Origin of the sequence: Maridesulfovibrio sp. (assembly GCF_963678865.1) — a bacterium.
Lineage (GTDB): Bacteria > Desulfobacterota > Desulfovibrionia > Desulfovibrionales > Desulfovibrionaceae > Maridesulfovibrio.
On the sequence record NZ_OY787459.1, the window covers coordinates 2,022,606 to 2,043,734 of the forward strand.

Annotated in this window: 22 protein-coding genes; 20 read left to right on the plus strand and 2 right to left on the minus strand. The window is 51.1% G+C overall.

The window, feature by feature from the left end; all coding sequences use genetic code 11:
* Window position 1: 1 nt before the first annotated feature.
* Genes ACKU41_RS09335 through ACKU41_RS09375 form a run of 9 tightly spaced genes read left to right on the plus strand, consistent with a single transcriptional unit; the run spans window position 2 to window position 7,870 of the window.
* Window positions 2-388, plus strand: a complete 387-nt coding sequence (locus ACKU41_RS09335; RefSeq protein WP_321405151.1) for a 3-hydroxyacyl-ACP dehydratase — start codon at window positions 2-4, stop codon at window positions 386-388.
* Window positions 388-867: an acyl-CoA thioesterase gene (locus ACKU41_RS09340; protein WP_321405152.1), complete on the plus strand. Its 480-nt coding sequence runs from the start codon at window positions 388-390 to the stop codon at window positions 865-867. The genes ACKU41_RS09335 and ACKU41_RS09340 overlap by 1 nt, the downstream gene beginning before the upstream one ends.
* A 7-nt stretch (window positions 868-874) precedes the next feature.
* A complete protein-coding gene (locus ACKU41_RS09345) occupies window positions 875-2,269 on the plus strand; it encodes a lipid biosynthesis B12-binding/radical SAM protein (RefSeq protein ID WP_321405153.1) in 1,395 nt (464 codons plus the stop codon).
* A complete protein-coding gene (locus tag ACKU41_RS09350; RefSeq protein WP_321405154.1) occupies window positions 2,259-3,443 on the plus strand; it encodes a DUF2062 domain-containing protein in 1,185 nt (394 codons plus the stop codon). Before ACKU41_RS09345 ends, ACKU41_RS09350 begins: the two co-directional genes overlap by 11 nt.
* Window positions 3,430-4,353 carry an acyltransferase gene (locus ACKU41_RS09355; protein ID WP_321405155.1) on the plus strand — a complete coding sequence of 308 codons (924 nt, stop codon included), beginning with the start codon at window positions 3,430-3,432 and terminating at the stop codon, window positions 4,351-4,353. The genes ACKU41_RS09350 and ACKU41_RS09355 overlap by 14 nt, the downstream gene beginning before the upstream one ends.
* A 23-nt stretch (window positions 4,354-4,376) precedes the next feature.
* Window positions 4,377-4,622: a phosphopantetheine-binding protein gene (locus ACKU41_RS09360; RefSeq protein WP_321405156.1), complete on the plus strand. Its 246-nt coding sequence runs from the start codon at window positions 4,377-4,379 to the stop codon at window positions 4,620-4,622.
* A 3-nt stretch (window positions 4,623-4,625) separates the two neighbouring features.
* Window positions 4,626-5,816 carry a beta-ketoacyl-[acyl-carrier-protein] synthase family protein gene (locus ACKU41_RS09365; protein WP_321405157.1) on the plus strand — a complete coding sequence of 397 codons (1,191 nt, stop codon included), beginning with the start codon at window positions 4,626-4,628 and terminating at the stop codon, window positions 5,814-5,816.
* Window positions 5,813-6,706 carry a beta-ketoacyl synthase chain length factor gene (locus ACKU41_RS09370; protein WP_321405158.1) on the plus strand — a complete coding sequence of 298 codons (894 nt, stop codon included), beginning with the start codon at window positions 5,813-5,815 and terminating at the stop codon, window positions 6,704-6,706. The genes ACKU41_RS09365 and ACKU41_RS09370 overlap by 4 nt, the downstream gene beginning before the upstream one ends.
* 3 nt (window positions 6,707-6,709) lie before the next feature.
* Window positions 6,710-7,870 carry an AMP-binding enzyme gene (locus tag ACKU41_RS09375; RefSeq protein WP_321405159.1) on the plus strand — a complete coding sequence of 387 codons (1,161 nt, stop codon included), beginning with the start codon at window positions 6,710-6,712 and terminating at the stop codon, window positions 7,868-7,870.
* 2 nt (window positions 7,871-7,872) lie between these two features.
* On the opposite strand, the gene ACKU41_RS09380 is transcribed toward ACKU41_RS09375, so the two are convergent.
* Together ACKU41_RS09380 and ACKU41_RS09385 are read right to left on the minus strand one after the other, a co-directional pair.
* Window positions 7,873-8,730: a hypothetical protein gene (locus ACKU41_RS09380; protein ID WP_321405257.1), complete on the minus strand. Its 858-nt coding sequence runs from the start codon at window positions 8,728-8,730 to the stop codon at window positions 7,873-7,875.
* Window positions 8,731-8,735: 5 nt separating this feature from the next.
* Window positions 8,736-9,842, minus strand: coding sequence for a pyruvate carboxyltransferase (locus ACKU41_RS09385; protein ID WP_321405160.1), 1,107 nt, complete (start codon window positions 9,840-9,842; stop codon window positions 8,736-8,738).
* Between the two features lie 327 nt (window positions 9,843-10,169).
* Here ACKU41_RS09385 and nifH point away from each other — a divergent pair, with 327 nt between their 5' ends.
* From nifH to ACKU41_RS09440, 11 genes are all read left to right on the plus strand, one after another.
* Window positions 10,170-10,997 carry a nitrogenase iron protein gene (gene nifH, locus ACKU41_RS09390; protein ID WP_319776916.1) on the plus strand — a complete coding sequence of 276 codons (828 nt, stop codon included), beginning with the start codon at window positions 10,170-10,172 and terminating at the stop codon, window positions 10,995-10,997.
* Window positions 10,998-11,157: 160 nt separating this feature from the next.
* A complete protein-coding gene (locus ACKU41_RS09395) occupies window positions 11,158-11,505 on the plus strand; it encodes a P-II family nitrogen regulator (protein ID WP_319776918.1) in 348 nt (115 codons plus the stop codon).
* A 1-nt stretch (window position 11,506) separates the two neighbouring features.
* On the plus strand, window positions 11,507-11,881 hold the full coding sequence (locus tag ACKU41_RS09400; RefSeq protein WP_319776920.1) for a P-II family nitrogen regulator: 375 nt from the start codon (window positions 11,507-11,509) through the stop codon (window positions 11,879-11,881).
* Window positions 11,882-11,902: 21 nt separating this feature from the next.
* Entirely contained in the window at window positions 11,903-13,537 is a 1,635-nt protein-coding gene (gene nifD / locus ACKU41_RS09405; protein WP_319776922.1) for a nitrogenase molybdenum-iron protein alpha chain, read from the plus strand.
* Between the two features lie 12 nt (window positions 13,538-13,549).
* Window positions 13,550-14,923 carry a nitrogenase molybdenum-iron protein subunit beta gene (gene nifK, locus ACKU41_RS09410; protein ID WP_319776924.1) on the plus strand — a complete coding sequence of 458 codons (1,374 nt, stop codon included), beginning with the start codon at window positions 13,550-13,552 and terminating at the stop codon, window positions 14,921-14,923.
* Window positions 14,924-14,980: 57 nt separating this feature from the next.
* A complete protein-coding gene (locus ACKU41_RS09415) occupies window positions 14,981-16,111 on the plus strand; it encodes a NifB/NifX family molybdenum-iron cluster-binding protein (RefSeq protein WP_321405161.1) in 1,131 nt (376 codons plus the stop codon).
* Between the two features lie 16 nt (window positions 16,112-16,127).
* On the plus strand, window positions 16,128-16,430 hold the full coding sequence (locus ACKU41_RS09420; RefSeq protein ID WP_015850327.1) for a ferredoxin: 303 nt from the start codon (window positions 16,128-16,130) through the stop codon (window positions 16,428-16,430).
* 66 nt (window positions 16,431-16,496) lie between these two features.
* Window positions 16,497-16,952, plus strand: a complete 456-nt coding sequence (locus ACKU41_RS09425) for a GNAT family N-acetyltransferase (RefSeq protein ID WP_319776927.1) — start codon at window positions 16,497-16,499, stop codon at window positions 16,950-16,952.
* Window positions 16,953-16,967: 15 nt separating this feature from the next.
* Window positions 16,968-18,332: a nitrogenase iron-molybdenum cofactor biosynthesis protein NifE gene (gene nifE, locus ACKU41_RS09430; protein ID WP_319776928.1), complete on the plus strand. Its 1,365-nt coding sequence runs from the start codon at window positions 16,968-16,970 to the stop codon at window positions 18,330-18,332.
* A gap of 2 nt (window positions 18,333-18,334) precedes the next feature.
* Complete coding sequence (gene nifN / locus ACKU41_RS09435; RefSeq protein WP_321405162.1) at window positions 18,335-19,693, plus strand: nitrogenase iron-molybdenum cofactor biosynthesis protein NifN; 1,359 nt, start codon at window positions 18,335-18,337, stop codon at window positions 19,691-19,693.
* Window positions 19,694-19,735: 42 nt separating this feature from the next.
* Window positions 19,736-21,007 (plus strand): radical SAM protein, encoded by a 1,272-nt coding sequence (locus ACKU41_RS09440; RefSeq protein WP_321405163.1) that lies wholly within the window; start codon window positions 19,736-19,738, stop codon window positions 21,005-21,007.
* The last annotated feature ends 122 nt before the right edge of the window (window positions 21,008-21,129 follow it).

Consider the following 21,129-nt stretch of genomic DNA (forward strand, 5'->3'; position numbering starts at 1 on the left):
CATGGAACTGATCAAACAGATTTCTGCCGCAGGCAGTTCCCTTGAAAAAAACGGGACAGAGTACATACGTACATACGTTTTCAATAAATCATTTACCGGTTTTGACGGGCATTTTCCCGGAAACCCCATTCTGCCCGGAGTAATTCAGACCCTGCTTGGCCAGAACTCTTCCATGGAAGCCCTTAAACAGCAATTTCCCCATGAAAAACTTATCTTGCAATCGGTGACCCGCTGCAAATTTCTGCGCCCGGTCAAGCCCATGGAGAAACTGGAGCTTAGCCTGACGCTCAAAACCAAAGGCCTGAACCACATCTCCATCTGCGTGCTTTCCGTGGACGGAGAAACAGCGGCAACCTACCAACTCATATTCGTACCGGAGACAGTTTAATGGGACGCAAATCTTATTTCCCGAAGATTGAAGGTGCTCCGGCCCCTTTGAGCCATACAGTTGAACGCAAAGTCCGTTTCGAAGAAGTGGACCCCATGAATATCGTCTGGCATGGCCGCTACCCCAGCTACTTTGAAGACGGAAGGACTGCCCTTGGCGATCTGTACGGGGTCGGCTACATGGATCTTTACCGCTACAAAGTAGCCGCGCCGATCAAAAAGATGCAGGTTGACTATATCAAGCCACTCCGCTTCGGGGATACTTTCAGCATCGAAACACTGCTCCACTGGACTGAAGCCGCACGCATGAATTATGAATTCATAATCCGCAATGCTGCCGGAGAAAAAACAACCACCGGCTGCACAGTACAACTATTTATCATCGATGAAGAACTGCTCATGTACCAACCTGATTTTTATGCTGAATTCTGCAATAAATGGAAAGCCGGTTCCCTCTGTCCACTAAACCGAAAGCTTTAGGAAGGCCATGGCAACTGTTTTTCTAATCTCCACAAACACCAATGTTGAACCCTACCCGGTATATCCTATCGGCATGTCAGTTATTGCCGGTCCGCTGCACGCGGCAGGACACAAGGTTATCCAGTACGACATGCTGGCTGCCGGTAATTCTCTTGAGCATCTACGAAAAACACTGGCTGAAACCACGCCGCAATATGCTGGAATATCCATCCGCAATGTAGACAACGTAGATTCCTTCACCTCTCATACCAACAAGTACATCTACAAAGCCAAGCTCATAGTTGATGTGCTGAAAGAATCCGGAATCCCGATCATTGCCGGAGGAGCTGGGTTCTCCCTGCTGCCGGAAGAAATCCTTGAATATACCGGGGCGGACTATGGAATTGTGGGGGAAGGCGAACGCAAGATGGTCGACCTCATCAACAGGCTTGAGCATGGTGAAACAGCTCCGCGAATTTACGGCAAAGAAGAAGGAATTTCCGGGGCTGATATTCCAATGCCACGCTGGGACCATGAACTGCTGAGCTATTATCTTGCTCAGAGCGGGGTCTTGAACGTACAGACCAAGCGCGGATGCGAGCATCGCTGCGCCTACTGTACATACCCTTATCTGGAAGGACGCAAAATGCGGGTCCGCCCGGTGGATGAAGTTGCTGACGAGCTTGAAATGCTTTGCAAATATGGAGCGGACAATATTTTCTTCACAGACTCAGTGCTTAATGACCGGGGTGGTCACTATCTGCTGCTGGCCGAAGAAATTATACGCCGGAAGATTAAAATAAGCTGGTGCGGTTTTTTCCAGCCCGGTCCCGTTGAAAATGACCAACTGGTTCTACTCAAACGCTCCGGCCTGCACGCAATGGAGGTGGGTACAGACGCCACCAGTGATACAACGCTGCAAGCATTGCACAAAAGTTTCAGCTTTGATGAAGTAATGGATTTCAATGAAAAATGTATTCGGCAAAGAATCCCCTGTGCGCACTTTGTAATTTTCGGAGGTCCCGGCGAAACCATGGACACGGTTCGCGAGGGGATCGTAAACATGAACTTACTACGCAATTGCGTGGTTTTCCCCTTTTCAGGGATCAGGCTGCACGAAGGAACTCCGCTCTTTACAAGAGCGGTCAAAGAAGGTTTAATCCGCCCCGGACAATCGCTGCTGGAACCTTTCTACTACTTCTCCCCCGGCCTTGATAAAGATGAAATGAACGCGGCCCTGATCGAAGGATTCAAAAGACGCAGGGATAGACTGTTCCCTCCTGACGAGGGGCAACAACGCATTAACATTATGAAAAAATTCGGATTCCGGGGAATTCTCTGGGATCAGCTGATAAAATTCGATGACCAGCCCGGAAAGAAAACACCTTCTCAACCAGTCACAGATTCCGCTCATGCAGATTAAACCGCTAATAGTTATCCCGGTATACAACCACGGCTCCACCCTGCGCGATGTCGCAGAGCGGGCCTTGAAGCACGGCGAAGTTCTCATTCTCGACGACGGAAGTACGGACGGAGGGCCGGATGCTGTTGAGGATATGGACCTCACCGTAATTTCCCACGATGAAAACCTAGGCAAAGGGCAGGCCATCCTCACTGCAGCTGAAAAAGCACGAGAGCTGGGTAAAACCCACATCATCACCATTGATGCCGACGGCCAACATTTTCCCGAAGAGATTCCTAAATTTATCAAAGCGATCCAACAAAGCCCGGAAACTATTTTCGTAGGCAGCAGGAACTTTGAAGGGCAGAACGTGCCCGGTGCTGCAAAGTTCGGGCGCAGCTTCTCCAATTTCTGGCTACGGGTCCAGACCGGAATAAAAATAAACGACGTACAGAGTGGATTCAGGGCCTATCCCCTTGAAATCTTTTCCGTAGCAAAGACTTCCGAATCCCGCTACGCCTTTGAAGTGGAGATACTGGTCAAATCAGCATGGGCCGGATACGATCTAAAAGACCTGCCTATTGAAGTCTATTATCCCAACCCGGAGGAACGGGTTTCCCACTTTGATACCTTTAAAGATAATATTCGCATCTCGCTGCTTAACACCAGGCTGACCATGCGTTCCTTCGTGCCCCTGCCCCACCGTCAGTACGCAAAGGATGAAGAAGGTAAAATAACTCCCATTCACCCCCTGCGCTCACTGCGAATACTGCTTTGCAAGGATGAAACCCCGCTCAAACTGGCTATTGCCGGAGCAATAGGTATGCTGCTGGGTACTTTACCGCTTATAGCAATGCACTCCATTGCTATCATACTTTTTTGCGGTTTCTTCCGGCTGAGCAAAATAACCGGGCTGGCGGTCAGTCAGTTGTGTATTCCCCCGTTTGTTCCGGCCCTGTGTATCGAAGCCGGACATTACATGCGCTACAATAAATTCCTGACCGAAATCTCTTTGCAGACCATCGGTTACGAAGCGCTGGACCGTTTTTATGAATGGGTGCTTGGATCTCTTGTATTGGGACCGCTCTTTGCCGCAATTATAGGTATTACGATTTACATTATGGCATTTACCATTAAACGGTTTTTAGATATTAAACCGCAGCAGTGTGGAAAAAGTCACCATGAAACGCGATAAGAAATGGTCCAGTAAAAGTCTGGCTCCCGCGTTTTTCCACAATTTTTTTTACGGGGTGATCAAACTGCTGGGCAGACCGGGGGCATACGCCATGCTCTTCTTTGTGGTTGTCTTTTACTGCCTGCTGCCCGGAGTGAGGAAAAGGCCAGCGGAATACATCCGCCGCCGTTTTGGAAAACAGAATGCTGCCAGCAAATTGAAACACACCTTCCTGCTCTACTGGAACTTCGGAAAAATGCTGGTGGACCGTGCAGTACTGCGCATTCTGGGAGATTTCAAAGCCCATGGACCGGATAAAGACATTAGCCTGCTGCAGGAACTCTATGCTGAACACAAACGGCTGATCCTGTTGACCGCGCACGTAGGCTGCTGGCAAATGGGACTTTCATATCTCGGATTTCTGGATGCCCCCAAAGCGGTGGTCATGCTCATGGAACGCGGGGATGTGGACAAACATTCCTTTAAATGGAAAAGCTCGGGCGGAGAAGAAAAGGAAGAAGAAGTAACGATCATCAACCCGGCAGCACCATTGGGTGGAACACTTGAAATGCTCACTGCCCTGCGTGAGAATTCCGTGCTCTGTATCAACGGAGACCGGACTATGGGAAAGAGCAGGCATAATGTGCAGCTTAATTTTCTGGGCGGGAAAATCGAACTTCCGATCACTCCGTTCAAAATTGCGGCAACAACAGAAACCCCTGTGGCAATTGTCTTTTCCATCCGCAGCAAGGCAGGGGAAGGGAAATTCCGGGTAGCACGGGTAATCAACGTGCCTGCAGATACAGGCAAAGGGGAAATCCGCGGTCCCGAAGCTTTCACCCCTTATGCACAACAATTTTCAGCTGAACTGGAAAAGTATTGTCAGGAAAACCCCTACCAATTCTACAATTTTTTTAACATGTGGAATTAACGAATCCTTACAAAGAGGCAAAATTGCATACCAAACTCAAAGAACTGCTGATTGAAGAACTGAACCTCATCGACGTCACCGTCGACGAAATCGAAAACGATGCGCCCCTCTTCGGAGAAGGACTCGGTCTTGACTCTCTCGATGCTGTGGAAATCGTTGTACTGGTCCAGAAGAACTTCAACGTTGAAATCAAAAACATGGAAGAAGGCAAGGCTGCCTTCCAGAGCGTAAACAGTCTAGTGGACTTCATCAGGGAAAAACAGGCTTAAGTCATGGACCTTCCCGTCAATATCTGCGCCGTCGGCTGTATCTGTGCCGCTGGAAAGGATAGCCGCGCATGTTTTGATACCATGTTGCACGGGGATGTCCGGCCCACTTTCAAACCCGGTTTTTCATATGACCAACCCATGTCCTCCCCCGTTTTCGCAGTAAAGCAGGAGTGGATTAAGCGGCAGGAACAAAATCCCCCGCTGACAGAGACTATAAAACTCCTTTTTCAAGCAGCGGACGAGGCTCTGGCACAAGCCGGACTGACCCCGCAAAAACTCGGCGGCCTTAAGGTCGGATCCTGCATCGGCTCTTCCACCGGGGCATCGCTTAATTTCATGCCTTTTTACCAGCAATGGCGGGAAGAGAAAGAACCGGATCTTAAAATTATTGAGAGCTACTTGTCCTGCAATCCGGCAACAGCCGTAGCGGATAGATACGCCCTGAACGGTCCGGTGCAGACCGTAACCAATGCCTGCTCTTCCGGCACCGATGCCATCGGCATAGGATCATCGTGGATAAGACAGGGACTTTGCGATCTGGTTATTGCCGGAGGCGCCGACGCCCTGAGCGGAATTTCCTACACCGGTTTTTCCCGGCTGATGATCACCAGCCCGGAAAGATGCCGCCCCTTTGACAAAGACAGGCAAGGCCTGAATCTGGGAGAAGGCGCGGCTACAGTTATCCTTGCAGGGGAAAAAGCCATGCAGGAACTGCAACTCAATTCCATGGCGAAGGTTATTGGCTACGGCACCTGCTGCGATGCCCACCACCTGACTGCACCACATCCTGAGGGTTCCGGACTGAAACAGGCCATAAACGATGCTCTGCAACGCAGCGGCATAACAGCTTCCGACATAGGATTCATTAACGTACACGGCACAGGCACAGAGAATAACGACCGTATTGAAGGTCAGGTCATAAGGGATTTATTTCCCCGCACCACTTTCACAGGGATCAAAGGATTCACCGGGCATACTTTAGGCGCTGCAGGAGCTATAGAAGCGGTCATGACTGTAATGTCGCTTAAACACGGGTTGCTAATGCCCACCTCTGGATTCCGTGAGGCTTCGGCTAAATCAAACGCAATCCCGGTGACCGCAAAATCTTCAATAAAGGCCGAATACGCACTTAGTGATTCACTGGCTTTCGGCGGAAACAATTCCGCCCTTGTCTTTAAAAAGGGGGCAGCATGATACGCCTAGCCCTGCACGGGATCGGAACAGCTCTAGCAGAAGCCGGAAACAATGTAGATACCTCCGATCTGAATTCATATTTTGCTCCCCGCCGTTTACGCAGGGTGGACCACTTCACACGCATGACCATGCTGGCCGGGTGTCGCGCCCTGCATGACGCAGCCGGAACAGAACAAAAAGACCTCAAGACCGCACTCCCCCTGCCCGAGAACATGGGTATTGTTGTCAGTACCGGATTCGGCCCCTCGCAAACCACTTTTGAATTTCTGGATTCCATAATAGACCACGGAGCAGACTGTGCCTCACCGCTGTCATTTTCCCACTCGGTACATAATATCCCGGCAGCGACCATGAGTATTTTCCTGAACAACCCCAAGCCCAACACCACTATCTGCCAACTGCACGGCCCCTTAATGACCGGGTTGCAGACATCCGCATGCTGGCTGGCAGAAGAAAGAGTCCAGAAGGTGTTGCTTGGCGTCGTGGATGAAAAAACTCCCCTGCTCGAAGATAACTCCCGCCGATTGCTGGACCGTAAGGCCCCCCGGTGTAAACATCTTCCTGTCGGAGAAGGAGCGTGCTTTTTTCTGCTTAGTGCAGTTGAAAATGGTGCCGAAGCAAAATACGGAACATTGGAAATGGAGAATCTTTCCCCGCAGGAACTGCAGGAAACAGGATTACCCGGTCGGGTCCTTGCCCCAGCCCGCATACTGCCCAGACTGGAAAACCTTCACCTTAGAGCTACGGCCACACAACAGGCAGACACGCCTTGCGCTGCCGGACCGGAACTTGCCTTTGCCGCGATTCAGGCTATGGACAAAGGAGAAAGCTGCTGCATTGAGCAATGCGGAAACAATTTCGGGCTTATCACCGTAAAACCACAAGGCTGACCCATGACTGCAAAGCTGTCACTTACTGCGCAGGACATAGCGGAAATGATCTCGTCAACGCTACTTGCGGAAATGGATTACAGCCGGAAGCTGGAATTTTGCACAGGGCAGTCCCTGGCCGGAGATTTTATACCCCTTAATACGATCTTTCAGGACCCGGAAAGAATTCTTGAACGGATCGGAATGCAGTTCGGTATTGAATCATCACAACTGGCGGGTAAAGACATTAACCTGATGGCGGAACTGATCCTGAATCAAACAGGAGGCAGGCCTTGCCGGGTAACATTTTTCACATCCGGCAGCACCGGCACACCGGTTCCTGCAGCATCGAACTTCACCGACCTTGAACAGGAAATCCATTCTCTTGCAAGTATCTTCCCGGATCGCAGGCGGGTGGTCAGCTTTGTGCCCCGGCACCATATTTACGGATTCCTGTTTTCTATCCTGCTCCCCAAAGCACTGGGGGTGCCGAAAGAATACAGCCCTCCCCTGCCCGGCATGGAGCAGATAAAAAAAATGCGCAACGGCGACCTGATCATTGCCTTCCCGCTGCTCTGGAAAAAGCTTGAAAATCTGGACGGAGTCTTCCCTGAAAATGTATTCGGGGTGACTTCAACCGGGCCATGTCCGGCAGAAACAATTACTGGCCTGCAGGCACAGGGGCTGGCCCGCATGACAGAAGTCTACGGTTCATCAGAGACAGGCGGAGTTGGATTTCGTCATGACCCTTCGGGCATGTATACCCTGCTGAGCCACTGGAAAAAAACAGGGGACTCCACCATCGAACGGACTTCGGCAACGGGAGACAAACAACAGCATGTCCTGCAGGATCATCTCGAATGGCAGGGAGCCCGGTTCCGACCGCTTAAACGGGCCGACAAAGCCGTACAGGTTGGGGGGATAAACGTTTATCCGGCACGGGTGGAAAATTTCTTCAGAGAATTACCTCAGGTCAGGGATTGTTGCGTAAGGCTCATGAGAGCAGATGAAGGGGAAAGATTAAAGATTTTTATAGTTCCGGCCTCTGAGAAAGAAAACGCAGCCCTTGAAAAAGAGCTGCGTAATCTGGCGATTGATAAACTTTCCCATCACGAAAAACCCGGAAAATATAATTTCGGACCAAGCCTGCCCGTGTCAAATATTGGTAAGCTCAGCGACTGGTAAAATCAGACTGAACAAATCAGCCCCTTGGATAAATTATCCAGTTGCGGCAGGAACGGCGAACTACTGATTTCATAATTCGCAAAATCCACATAAGACGGCTCCGCGTCAGGGGTTACACTTATTTCAACCCCCTGCTTATCGAAAAGGATACGCATGGGCACCATCTCCCGCTCACTTTCGGAACATAGGGATTCCCGGCATTCGGGGACGAATACGAACTCCTTACCCGAATAATGGCGGGCGGTAATCATACTCAAGGTAGTGCTCACTGCTGCAACCTGTCCCTGATCATCAAAGACAAGTGAATTGGAATCACCGTTGATGCCCACGGCATCGGAATCATAAGCCGTTATTCTGCCTACGGGCGTATCCAGCGGAGTCGGCTCGGCAGGCTCAAGGGAACGGAGATGACCGTCCCGGCTGAAGCTGGCTCCGATGCGGGTCTTGATCACTCCAGCCGGAGTTTGAACGCTTAAGGTTTCATCCGGCCAGAGAGTCATGGAGCGCAATGCTCCATCCTCATAAAAACAAAGACTGATAACTTTTGCGGTCAGCGGACCTGCCGGAGAATCAAAGGTCAGCGGATCTGCCAACTTCCCTTCATCTTCCTGACTCCAATACCCGGAAAGTTTCCCGTTGAGCGGGAAAACACGTTTCAGCTTTCCTGATTCATGAAAAGTGACCATTTCAGCTTCAATTATTCCCGCCGGAGTATATACCGGAGTACGCTCCTCCAGCGGCAAGGATTTTACATTGCCGTTGCCATAGGTCTGCACTGGCTGCAGAGTCTTGCGGCGTAAATCATCAGTGGAATGCTGGGCCACAAGTTCTCCGGCCTCAGTGGAATAGACACGTCTCATGGTATTCACGAGTAGACCTCCTCATCATTGAGCTTGATAAATTCACTGCGGGTCAAAGGCCGTTCAAGGCGCAGTGAAAGCTGGCGCACGGCTTCGGTAAGGGTGGAAAGAGAGTCGGTTCCGCAATCAATGCCGTATTCATCAAGGGCATTTCGAACTGCGGCCCGTCCGCTTTTGCCGCCTACTGCCAGCTTGCGGGCAGTACCAACGGACTCGGGATCGTAAGGTTCAAACAGCTCCGGAGATTTGCTCAGAGCATGGGTGTGCAATCCTGATTCACAGGCAAAAATGTCGGTGCCGACAACTGCCTTGGTTCGCGGGATAGCAACCTTAGCCGCCTTCCCTACCAGCATGCAGGCTTCTTTCAATACTGCAGTGGAATACCGGGAACTGCCCTCGCGCAGGGTCAGCCTTGCCACCAGTTCCTCTGTGGCGGCAATGCCGGACCGCTCGCCGATACCGATTACGGAACAATCTGCGTAATCGGCCCCGGCTTCAAGGGCGGTGAAAGAGTTGGCCGTAGCCATGCCGAAATCATCGTGGCAGTGTACGGCAATATCAATATTAACCTTGTCTTTAAATCTATTGACCAGTTTTTCCATGGCAAGGGGAGTCAGTTGCCCCAGCGAATCCGCAAGCCGGACCCTTGAGGCTCCACAGACCTCGGCATGCAAAGCCATACTCAGGGAAAAATTTCCGTCAGCACGGGAAATATCCTCAAGCCCGACTGAGATATACTCGAATCCGCAATTCTTGGCAGCCCGCACAGCTGCTGCCAGCTTACGCAGTATGGCCTGACGGTCAGACCTTAATCTTTTCTCAATATGCAGGTCTGAAACAGGGACTCCGATATTAATACGATTCAGTCCCAGTTTGCCTGCAGTCTCAATATCTTTTTCTCTACAGGGCGACCAGACACTGAAGGCTGTCTTTCCCTCAAACGACTTTGCATATGCTGCGAACAGATCAAGATCTTCTTGTCCTACCCAACCCAGCTCTATCTCATCCACGCCCATGGCGACGAGAGAGGATGCGATGCGCTTGCGGGTTTCCAGATTGAAATAAGCCCCGAACAACTGTGCGCCTTCACGCAGGGTGGTATCGATCAACATAGTTAATGCTCCAAATGGATTTAATAAGTTCAAAATCCATAAAGCATTATTGATGCCAAAACTCACCGTCCGCCTATCTACCTTAATTTATATAAAATACTCTTCTATCTGCCCTTCCTGCACAACCTGCAAAAATGTAATTTCCTACAATTTTGTACTCGTAAATCGAAGTAATCTACATTTTTAGTAGTTTCTTAAATTTCACATTGTTTACGATTTTGTCCTATTATATCAACTACTTATCTAATGAATTCAAGTTTGGCACGCGGTTTGCCTTATGTGAATCAGCATCAACGAAAACAAATCCAAAACCATATGGAGGAGAAAATGAGAAAGGTAGCAATTTACGGAAAAGGCGGAATCGGCAAATCCACAACCACCCAGAACACAGTAGCAGGTCTTGCAACAATGGGCCGCAAAGTTATGGTTGTCGGATGTGACCCCAAGGCAGACTCAACCCGTCTGCTGCTCGGTGGCCTGGCTCAGAAATCAGTTCTCGATACCCTTCGTGAAGAAGGTGAAGACGTTGAACTTGAGGATATCCGCAAGCCCGGTTTCGGTGAATCATGGTGTGTTGAGTCCGGCGGTCCCGAGCCCGGTGTCGGCTGCGCAGGACGCGGTATCATCACTTCCATCAACATGCTTGAAAACCTCGGCGCTTATGAAGAATCCGAAGGCCTTGATTACGCCTTCTACGACGTACTCGGTGACGTTGTTTGCGGTGGATTCGCAATGCCTATCCGCGACGGTAAAGCAGAAGAAATCTACATCGTCTGTTCCGGTGAAATGATGGCGATGTATGCAGCTAACAACATCTGCAAAGGTATCATGAAATACGCGGAATCCGGTGGAGTACGCCTCGGTGGACTGATCTGCAACTCCCGTAACGTTGATAACGAAAAAGAAATGATCGAAGAACTGGCCAAGAAAATCGGCACCCAGATGATCTACTTCGTACCCCGTGACAACGACGTACAGCGTGCTGAAATCAACCGTAAAACAGTTATTGAATGGAACGACAGCGTACCGCAGGCTGCCGCCTACATGGGCCTTGCAAAAGCCATCGACGAAAACGAAATGTTCGTTGTTCCCAAACCCCTTGAAATCGAAGAACTGGAACAGCTGCTCCTCGATTACGGCCTGATGGAAGTTTAATACTACTTTCCACACCTCCTTAAAAAGCGGCGAGCCCCGACATAAGCACCAAGGTTCTTAAGACCTTTTAAAAAAAGGTCTTAAGCCGCCGGAGGAAAACCCATCTATTCTAAATGCGCGCAGCGCAACAAATTCCACAGCAGAGCAAGGAGACAAACAAATGATGATCATGGTGAGAGCAATCGTAAGACCGGAAAAAGCGGATGATGTACTGGCCGCACTCATGGACAACGGCTACCCCGCTGTAACCAAATACTCCGTAGCCGGCCGCGGTAAACAGCGCGGCATCAAAATCGGCGAAGTAACCTACGACGAAATCCCCAAAACCATGCTCATGAGCGTGGTCAAAGCCGAAGACAAGGACTTCGTAATCAACACCATTATGGACGCAGCCCGCTCCGGCACCAAGGGTGCTTTCGGTGACGGTAAGATCTTCGTAACCGATGTTGAAGACGTCTACACCATCAGCTCCGGTATCAATGAAGCGGCTCCGGTTGAGGAGGCTTAGCATGAAGGAAATCATCGCAGTTGTGCGGATGGATATGATGAACCGCACCAAAAAAGCCCTCACCGAAGCAGGCATCGATGCTTTCTTCGCCCACGAGGCCCAGGGACGCGGAAAAGGTTTCGTCAACCCGGCAGTTCTTGAAGGGGTTGAATCAGGATACGAAGAAGCCGCAGCCGTCCTCGGCGAAAAAGGTAAACTCTATCCCAAACGCGTCCTTACCGCAGTTGTTCCTGAGGAATCAGTGGACGAAGTAATAGCTGAAATTATCAAGGTCAACAAATCCGGCAAACCCGGAGACGGCAAAATATTCGTCTGCCCCGTTGGCGATGCAGTCAGAGTCAGAACCGGAGAAACAGGCGCGAAGTCCATCGCCTAACCACTCAAGGAGACAGAAATCATGAGTAAGACAAAAGTGGTGCAGTGGGACCCGGCGGACATCAAGGAAGAACTTCTGAAGAAGTATCCGCCCAAAGTAGCCCGCAAGCGCGCCAAACAGATAATGATCAATGAAGCGACTGAAAGCGAAACACCGCCCGAAATCGTCGCCAACGTAAGAACTATTCCCGGTATCATCACCATGCGCGGCTGCACATACGCAGGCTGTAAGGGCGTTATCATGGGCCCCACCCGCGACATCGTGAACATTACCCACGGCCCGATCGGCTGCGGATTCTATTCCTGGCTGACCCGCCGTAACCAGACCTCTGCCGGTCCGGACGGTGAAAACTACATGACCTACTGCTTCTCCACGGACATGCAGGATCAGGACATCATCTTCGGCGGTGAAAAAAAGCTCGAAGCAGCCATTCAGGAAGCATATGACCTCTTTCACCCCAAAGGCATCTGCGTCTTCTCCACCTGTCCTGTTGGACTGATCGGTGACGATGTGCATGCCGTGGCAAGAAAAATGAAAGCAAAATTCGGAGACTGCAACGTCTTTGCCTTCTCCTGTGAAGGTTACAAGGGTGTTTCCCAGTCTGCCGGTCACCATATCGCCAACAACCAGGTCTTCACCCATCTTGTGGGCGAAAACAAAGAGCCTCGCACTGAGGAATACAAAATCAACCTGCTCGGTGAATATAACATCGGCGGTGACGGTTTTGAGATTGACCGTATCTTAAAGAAATGCGGCATCACCAACCTCGCAACCTTTTCCGGCAACTCGACTTATGACCAGTTTGCTTCTGCGCAGCATGCAGACCTTAGCTGTGTAATGTGTCACCGCTCCATCAACTACGTAGCTGACATGCTGGAAACCAAATACGGTATCCCCTGGATCAAGGTAAACTTCATCGGCGCGGAATCAACTGCCAAGTCCCTGCGTAAAATCGGTGAATACTTCGGTGACAAAAAACTTATCGACAAAATCGAAGAAGTAATCGCCGAGGAAATGCCGGAAGTAAAAGCCACTGCTGAAGATGTACGTTCCCGTACTGAAGGCAAGACCGCAATGCTCTTCGTTGGTGGCTCCCGTGCACACCACTATCAGGACCTGTTTAATGAAATGGGCATGAAGACCCTTTCCGCAGGTTACGAATTCGGTCACCGCGATGACTACGAAGGTCGCCGCGTAATCCCGGACATCAAAGTGGACGCTGACTCCCGTAACATTGAAGAAATCGAAGTTGAAGCAGATCCAGAACTCTACAAACCGCGCAAAACTGACGGTGAATTGAAAGCACTCGAAGATGCCGGTTATGAATTCAAGCACTATGAAGGTCTCAACCCTGACATGGACAAAGGCACCATCATTATTGACGACCTGAACCAGTACGAAGCTGAGAAGCTGGTGGAAATACTCAAGCCTGATCTTTTCTGTGCAGGTATCAAGGAAAAATTCTCCATCCAGAAGCTGGGTGTACCCTTGAAACAGCTGCACAGCTACGATTCCGGCGGTCCCTACGCAGGATTCAAGGGCGCGATCAACTTCTATAAAGAAATCGACCGCCTCGTGGGCAGTAAAGTCTGGAGCTACATGAAGGCCCCTTGGCAGGAAAACCCGGAACTCACAGCTACTTTCGTGTGGGAATAAGGAGATTTAGATATGTTACTCAGACACACACCCACAGAAATAAGTGATCGCAAGACACTGGTCATCAACCCGGCTAAGACCTGCCAGCCCATCGGCGCGATGTATGCTGCGCTGGGCATCAAAGGCTGCCTGCCCCACTCTCACGGTTCTCAGGGGTGTTGCGCCTATCACAGATCCATGCTGACCAGACACTATAAAGAGCCTATTTCCGCAGCAACCAGCTCCTTTACTGAAGGTGCATCGGTTTTCGGCGGTCAGGCTAACATGCTGCAGGCCATCAACAACATCTTCACGGTTTATGAACCCGAAGTAATCGCCATTCATACAACCTGCCTTTCTGAAACCATTGGTGACGACCTGAACCAGATCATCACCAAGGCCACCAAGGACGGCAAGATTCCTGAAGGAAAAACTGTATTCGGCGCCCCGACCCCTAGTTACGTAGGTTCGCACGTCACCGGTTTCTCCAACATGGTTAAAGCCATGGCCCAGTTGGCTGAGCCTACTACTGAAAAGAACGGCAAAGTCAACATCATCCCCGGCTGGGTGGAACCCTGCGACATGGAAGAGATCAAGCGTATCTGCTCCATGATCGGCGTGAATATCACCATGTTCCCGGATACCTCCGGCGTTCTAAACGGTCCCCTGAACGGTGAATATAAAATGTTCCCCGACGGCGGCGTAACAATCAAAGAACTCAAGGAAGCCGGACAGGCTACCGGGACCATCGCTCTTGGTGAATGGTGTTCCGCAGACGGAGCCCGCTGGCTTGATTCCAAGCACAAAGTGCCCTGCACAGTACTGGACATGCCCTTCGGCCTGAAAGCAACTGACCGCTTCATTGACGTACTGCGCACCGTAGCCGGAGCTTCCATCCCCGAATCCGTTTCCTACGAACGCGGACAGCTGGTGGATATGATCTCCGACATGCATCAGTACTTTTACGGCAAAAAGGTCGCCATCTTCGGTGATCCTGACCAGCTCATCTCCATGGTGGAATTCCTCCGTTCCATCGATATGTGCCCGGTCTACGTAGTCACCGGTACTCCCGGCAAGAAGTTCGAAAAACGGATCAAGGAACTTACCGCAGACATGCCTTACGAAGTCAAGGTCAAAGCCAAAGGCGATATGTTCCTCATGCATCAGTGGATCAAGAACGAGCCTGTGGACCTGCTCATGGGTAACTCCTACGGTAAGTACATTGCCCGCGATGAAGACATCCCGTTCCTGCGCTGGGGCTTCCCCATCACAGACCGTCAGGGACACCAGTACTTCCCCACCGTGGGTTACAAGGGCGGCCTGAGGTTGCTCGAAAAGATTCTCGGTCTGCTGCTTGACCGCAAAGACCGCGATGCCCCCGAAGAAAAATTTGAACTTGTCCTTTAATACAGACCTTACCCCCTGCGGCAGATCATCTGCCGCAGGGGAGATACGGAGCAAACAATGACCACTTCCATCTCACATCCCTGTTTCGGCCCCACCGCCCGTGCGTCTGTCGGTAGAGTCCATTTACCGGTTGCTCCGAAAACTTATGCCCGCACCCGTTTCGCACCTGCAACCAAACTCCCTGCAGCCATGATGCCCGAAGACGCTGTTGCCTTGCTTGATGAACTGATAGCTTCAGGAAAAAAGATCAAGGTGGTCGGCATTACCGGTCCCGGTGACCCTCTGGCTGACTTTGATGCCACTTACCGGACTCTGAAAATGGTCAGGGAGAAATATCCGCGCATGACCCTCTGTCTGACTACGCTGGGTTTAGGCGGAGAAAAATACGCAGCAAAGCTCGCTGAGCTCAAAATTTCCCACATCACAGTACTGGTGGATGCGGTTGATTCAGCTACCGCCGAAAACATATATGCCTGGATTCGCCCGTCCACCAAGAACATCCCCCTGCCCGAGGCCAGCAAACTGCTCATTGAAGAACAGTCCGCATCAATTAAAGCCTTCAAGGAAGCAGGGCTGACCGTCAAGGTCAACACTACCATTTATCATGAAAACGTAGCCCAGATAGAAAACATAGCCCTGACAATGAAAGAACTCGGAGCCGACATATTGGGGTTGCCTTTTTTCATACCTGAAAAAGACAGCGAATTTTCAACCGTAGAAAACGAGGCTGTGGCGACAGCCCGTGAACTTGCGGCAAAACATATTGAACTCATGGATCCGTGGCCCAGATGCGGGGCGTCCACCGAGCTGAAAGCACCCACATCAAATTCCCTGCCTAAACCGAGTAACCGTCGCCCCAATGTGGCGGTAGCCAGTTCCAGCGGGATGGATATTGACCTGCATCTGGGCCACGCCCGCAGAATACTTATTTACGGTCCGCGCGAAGACGGCCTGGCCTGCCTGCTGGAAGCAAGACAGGCACCGGAACCGGGCGGCGGAGGATCACGCTGGGAAAAACTGGCTGAGATCCTGGATGACTGTTTCGTGCTGCTCTGCGCCGCAGCCGGGGATAATCCCCAAAAAATTCTGGCCGCCAACGGGATCAGAACCGTGATCTCCGAAGAAAACGTTGAAGGCACAGTGGATGTGCTCTACGGCGGCGGTAAAAAAGGCAAATGCAAAAAATAAACACGAGGAGAAGAATATGGCTACCCCTGAAAGAATGATCATCTGTTGTCAGAGTTTCCGCGCTGCCGGCGCACCGAAAGGCATCTGTCACAAGCAGACCGACGGTTTCCTGCAATACATCGAGGAAGAAATTATCGACCGAGGCATTGACGCTCTGGTCGTGGCTACCAGTTGCCTGAAGCAGTGTGATAACGGACCCATCCTCGTGGTTCAGCCTGAAAACTGGTGGTTTAAGGGTGTAGATTCCGAGGAAGCCATTGATGAAATCCTCGACGGCCTGGAAGACGGCGAGCCCTGTGCAGATTATCTGCTGGACTAATTAACTCATACATCAACATTTCAAGATTCACGCTTCTGGATTTTGAGAACCACATAGAGGGAGCACATGTCGACTACAGTTCATATCCGTAACGCCAACTCCGCTGATCTGATCCCGATGACCGATCTGCTGAAATCACTCTTCTCCATAGAGAAAGACTTTACAGCGGATGGGAGCAGACAGATGCAGGGTTTGAGGATGCTGCTTGGCAACCCCCGTGCTCGCATCCTTGTTGCGGAAGAACAGGGTGAAGTGGTCGGCATGTGCACCGGTCAAATAGTAATCTCAACCGCGGAAGGCGGCCCGTCAATTCTGGTGGAAGACGTCGTTGTCCGCACAGACAGGCAGGGGAAGGGAATCGGATCCATGCTCATGGAAGCTATTCTCGGATTCGCAGAAGAAAACAGAGCAACAAGGCTGCAATTACTTGCAGACTGCGATAACACCCCGGCTCTGAAATTTTACGACAAGATAGGCTGGGATAAAACCAGCATGATCTGCCTTCGTAAGGCAAACGCATAGGAACGGAGCAAAACAATGAATGAATACACTATACTAGACGAACGTAAGGACCAGATTCACCGCACGGGCGAGGGAGCACTGGAAATGGCCTGCAACCGGGAATCCCTTGCCGGTGCAGTCAGCCAGAGAGCCTGTGTTTTCTGCGGTTCAAGGGTTGTCCTCTACCCCATAGCCGATGCCCTGCATCTTGTACACGGACCTATCGGCTGTGCTGTTTACACCTGGGACATACGCGGTGCGCTTTCCAGCGGACCGGAACTGCACCGCCTATCCTTTTCCACCGACCTGCAGGAAACCGACGTTATCTTCGGCGGTGAAAAAAAGCTTGAAGCGGCTCTTGATGAACTCATTGACCGCCACAGCCCCAAAGCAGCCTTTGTCTACTCCACCTGCATTGTCGGTATCATCGGTGATGACCTTGAAGCGGTCTGTAAAAAGATGAGCGAGAAAAAAGGTATCCCAGTGCTTCCGGTTCAGTCCGAAGGTTTCAAGGGCAGCAAGCGCGAAGGTTACCTCGCGGCCTGCAAGGCCATGTTTAAGCTGGTAGGTAAAGAAGATGTCTCCGACGTCTCGCCGATTTCAGTAAACATTCTCGGCGACTTCAACCTTGCAGGTGAAATCTGGATTATCCGTGAATATTTCAAAAAGATGGGGGTGGAAGTCGTCGCCAACATCACCGGCGACGGACGTGTGAAGGATATCGGGCGCAGCCACGGCGCGGCCCTTAACCTTGTACAGTGTTCGGGTGCGACATTGGATCTGGCAAAAATGATGAAGGAAGAATACGGCAAGCCCTATATGCGCGTCTCCTACCTCGGCATCGAAGACATGGCCGATTCCCTCTATCAGGTTGCTGATTTCTTCAAGGATGTCGACCCGAACATTGTCAAGCGCACCGAAGCCCTCGTCCGCGACGAACTCTCAAAACTCATGCCCGAACTGGCCCGCATGCGTAAAGATCTCGAAGGCAAGAAAGTCGCCATGTACGTGGGTGGCTCCTTCAAGGCCTTTTCCCTGCTCAAGGCATTCCGCCATCTGGGTATGAAAGTGGTCATGGTAGGTTCCCAGACAGGAACCGAGGAAGATTACGCTGAACTGGAACGCATTTCCGATCCCGGCACCATTCTTGTGGACGATGCCAACCCGCTGGAGCTCTCCGCATTCATCAAGGAAAAGGATGTGGACATCTTCGTTGGAGGGGTCAAGGAACGCCCCATCGCCTTCAAGATGGGAGTGGGATTCTGCGATCACAACCACGAACGCAAGGAAGCACTGGAAGGTTTCGAAGGCATGCTCAACTTTGCCCGCGAAATCCATTCATCAGCCATGAGTCCGGTCTGGAACTTTGTACCGCGCAGAGCGAAGAAAGCAGGAGAATAACCATGACTACCAAGAGTAAAAACTACACATCAACAACTAACGCCTGCAAACTTTGCACTCCCCTCGGCGCATCACTGGCCTTTCGCGGTGTGGAAGGATCAATCCCATTCCTGCACGGCTCACAGGGCTGCGCAACTTACATGCGCCGCTACATTATCAGCCATTTCAGGGAGCCTGTGGATATAGCTTCTTCAGCTCTGGGCGAAAAGCACGCAATTTACGGCGGCGGACCGAACCTGAAGAAAGGCATCCTCAACGTAATGAAAAAATACGAGCCGAAAGTCGTCGGAGTGGCAACAACTTGTCTGACAGAAACCATCGGCGATGACGTGCCTATGTACCTGAAAGAATTCTTTGATGAATTCGGCGACCTCGACCTGCCCGAAATAGTTCAGGTTTCCACCCCCAGTTACAACGGAACCCATATGGATGGCTGGCATGGCGCAGTGCGTTCCATGGTTGAGCAGCTCTGTACTGAAAAGGCTGAAAATGACGGACACGTAAACATCCTGCCGAACATGGTTTCCTGCGAAGATGTTCGCCACCTCTTTGATATTTGTGAAGATTTCGGTCTTAAGGCGACCATCCTGCCTGACATTTCGGAAACACTTGATGGCCCGGCATTGGAAGATTATATGAAAATTCCCGTTGGCGGGACTCCGGTTGAAGACATTAAAAAAATGTCCGGTGCATCGGCAACCATCGAACTGGGACGCTGTGTACCCGCAAAAAGCGGCGGAGCCAGCCTTGAAGAAAGGTTCGGAGTAACCAATCACCGCATCGGCCTGCCCATGGGTTTGCGCGAATCGGATAAATTTTTTGAAACCCTTGAATCTATTTCAGGCACAGACATGCCCGCCCGCTATGAACGCGAAAGAGGCAGGCTGATTGATGCCTACGTGGACGGACACAAGTACGTGTTCGGTAAACGGGCTGTCGTTTACGGCGAAGAAGACCTTGTTACCGGACTTTGCGCTTTTCTGGCTGAAATCGGCGTTGATGTCATCCTTGCCGGAAGCGGTGCAAAGAAAAAAGGCATGGCTGAAGCCGTGACCGCCGTAACAGAAGGTGTAGGCCGAACCATCCCCGAAATACATGAAGGTGTGGACTTTCATGACATTGCCGAAAGGGCTGAAGACCTGAAACCGGATATGCTCATCGGTCATTCCAAAGGATACCGCTATGCCAAAGCATGGAACGTCCCGTTGATACGTGTCGGTTTCCCGGTCCATGACCGCTTCGGCGGACAGCGAATCCCCACCCTCGGCTACAGGGGAACGCAGCATCTTTTCGACCGAGTAGTCAATGCCATGCTTCAGAAAAAGCAGGCAGATAACCCGGTCGGCTACGGCTACATGTAAATAATTATCTTAAAATATATATACTCTATTGGGAGAATTACCATGCAGAAGGATACAACCAAACACCCGTGTTTTAACAAAGAAACCGCAGGCTCCTGTGGACGTGTACATCTCCCGGTAGCCCCCAAGTGCAACATTCAGTGCAACTACTGCAACCGCAAATATGACTGTGTAAATGAATCCCGTCCCGGCGTGACCAGCTCAGTGCTCAAACCTTTTCAGGCTGCAGAATACATGGACGCTGTGCTTGAAAAAGAACCGCGCATCACTGTTGCCGGTATTGCCGGACCCGGCGATCCTTTCGCCAACCCGGAAGAAACCCTGGAAACCATGCGGATGCTCAATAAAAAACACCCGCATTTGATTTTTTGCCTGTCCTCAAACGGCATGGGCATATTGCCTTATCTGGACGAGCTGAAAGAAATCGGTGTTTCGCATGTGACTATTACCATCAGCGCAGTTGACCCGGCTATCGGAGCCAAGATTTATTCATGGGTCAAGGACGGCAAAGTAGTCTATCGCGGAGAAAAGGGCGCAAAGGTTCTTCTTGAGCGCCAGCTCGCAGCAATCAAAGGCCTGAAAGAACGCGGCATCACCGTGAAGGTCAATTCCATTGTCATTCCCGGAATTAATGACCATCACATCCCCGAAGTTTCAAAGGTCTGTGCGAAACTTGGCGCTGACATCCAGAATATGATCCCGCTGAAGCCCACTGAAAATACTAAATTCGCTGAACTGCCCGAACCGGGCCATGACATCATCGGTCCCCTGCGCAAAGAAGCGGGCAAAGTCATTGAACAGATGACCCATTGCCGCCGCTGTCGCGCCGATGCTGTCGGTCTGCTGGGTGATGACAAATCCATAGCTCTGTGCGGAACCCTGAAATCATGCTCTGAATTGAAACCCATTGATGTAAAAGGTCCGCGCCCGTACGTGGCCGTTGCATCTCGCGAAGGGATGCTGATTAATCAGCATCTCGGCGAAGCTCAGGAATTTCATATCTGGGCTGAAGACGGAAAAGACGGTTTTAAACTGGTAGAAAAACGCCCCGCACCCAAAGCAGGATGCGGCCCGCAGCGCTGGGCCGACCTTGCGGCAACACTCTGCGACTGCCGCGCAGTGCTTGCGGCGGCAATGGGTGAAACACCGCAGGAAAAACTGGCTGAAAACGGCATCGAACCACATGTTGTAGGTGGATTTATAGAAGACGCCCTGCAGACGGTTTATAGTGGTGGGAATATGAATATTCATAAAGGACGACGCGGTTCAATCGCTGATGCATGCTGCACCGGAACAGGAACAAAGTGTGGCTAAAATCTAATTATAATAATAATTTATAGAAATGCTCCGTTTCTATAAATTATGCTGCGAAGCCCCCGGCAAAGTTGCTCTTGCCGGGGGCTTCACCTTTGGTGAACCGGCAAAGATGAATTATC

What these genes read in the sequence shown, in the direction of transcription:
- ACKU41_RS09335 (WP_321405151.1), top strand. Translation starts at nt 2, where the DNA reads ATGGAACTGATCAAACAGATTTCTGCCGCAGGCAGTTCCCTTGAAAAA.
- ACKU41_RS09340 (WP_321405152.1), top strand. Translation starts at nt 388, where the DNA reads ATGGGACGCAAATCTTATTTCCCGAAGATTGAAGGTGCTCCGGCCCCT.
- ACKU41_RS09345 (WP_321405153.1), top strand. Translation starts at nt 875, where the DNA reads ATGGCAACTGTTTTTCTAATCTCCACAAACACCAATGTTGAACCCTAC.
- ACKU41_RS09350 (WP_321405154.1), top strand. Translation starts at nt 2,259, where the DNA reads ATGCAGATTAAACCGCTAATAGTTATCCCGGTATACAACCACGGCTCC.
- ACKU41_RS09355 (WP_321405155.1), top strand. Translation starts at nt 3,430, where the DNA reads ATGAAACGCGATAAGAAATGGTCCAGTAAAAGTCTGGCTCCCGCGTTT.
- ACKU41_RS09365 (WP_321405157.1), top strand. Translation starts at nt 4,626, where the DNA reads ATGGACCTTCCCGTCAATATCTGCGCCGTCGGCTGTATCTGTGCCGCT.
- ACKU41_RS09370 (WP_321405158.1), top strand. Translation starts at nt 5,813, where the DNA reads ATGATACGCCTAGCCCTGCACGGGATCGGAACAGCTCTAGCAGAAGCC.
- ACKU41_RS09375 (WP_321405159.1), top strand. Translation starts at nt 6,710, where the DNA reads ATGACTGCAAAGCTGTCACTTACTGCGCAGGACATAGCGGAAATGATC.
- ACKU41_RS09380 (WP_321405257.1), bottom strand. Translation starts at nt 8,730, where the DNA reads ATGAGACGTGTCTATTCCACTGAGGCCGGAGAACTTGTGGCCCAGCAT.
- ACKU41_RS09385 (WP_321405160.1), bottom strand. Translation starts at nt 9,842, where the DNA reads ATGTTGATCGATACCACCCTGCGTGAAGGCGCACAGTTGTTCGGGGCT.
- nifH (WP_319776916.1), top strand. Translation starts at nt 10,170, where the DNA reads ATGAGAAAGGTAGCAATTTACGGAAAAGGCGGAATCGGCAAATCCACA.
- ACKU41_RS09395 (WP_319776918.1), top strand. Translation starts at nt 11,158, where the DNA reads ATGATGATCATGGTGAGAGCAATCGTAAGACCGGAAAAAGCGGATGAT.
- ACKU41_RS09400 (WP_319776920.1), top strand. Translation starts at nt 11,507, where the DNA reads ATGAAGGAAATCATCGCAGTTGTGCGGATGGATATGATGAACCGCACC.
- nifD (WP_319776922.1), top strand. Translation starts at nt 11,903, where the DNA reads ATGAGTAAGACAAAAGTGGTGCAGTGGGACCCGGCGGACATCAAGGAA.
- nifK (WP_319776924.1), top strand. Translation starts at nt 13,550, where the DNA reads ATGTTACTCAGACACACACCCACAGAAATAAGTGATCGCAAGACACTG.
- ACKU41_RS09415 (WP_321405161.1), top strand. Translation starts at nt 14,981, where the DNA reads ATGACCACTTCCATCTCACATCCCTGTTTCGGCCCCACCGCCCGTGCG.
- ACKU41_RS09420 (WP_015850327.1), top strand. Translation starts at nt 16,128, where the DNA reads ATGGCTACCCCTGAAAGAATGATCATCTGTTGTCAGAGTTTCCGCGCT.
- ACKU41_RS09425 (WP_319776927.1), top strand. Translation starts at nt 16,497, where the DNA reads ATGTCGACTACAGTTCATATCCGTAACGCCAACTCCGCTGATCTGATC.
- nifE (WP_319776928.1), top strand. Translation starts at nt 16,968, where the DNA reads ATGAATGAATACACTATACTAGACGAACGTAAGGACCAGATTCACCGC.
- nifN (WP_321405162.1), top strand. Translation starts at nt 18,335, where the DNA reads ATGACTACCAAGAGTAAAAACTACACATCAACAACTAACGCCTGCAAA.
- ACKU41_RS09440 (WP_321405163.1), top strand. Translation starts at nt 19,736, where the DNA reads ATGCAGAAGGATACAACCAAACACCCGTGTTTTAACAAAGAAACCGCA.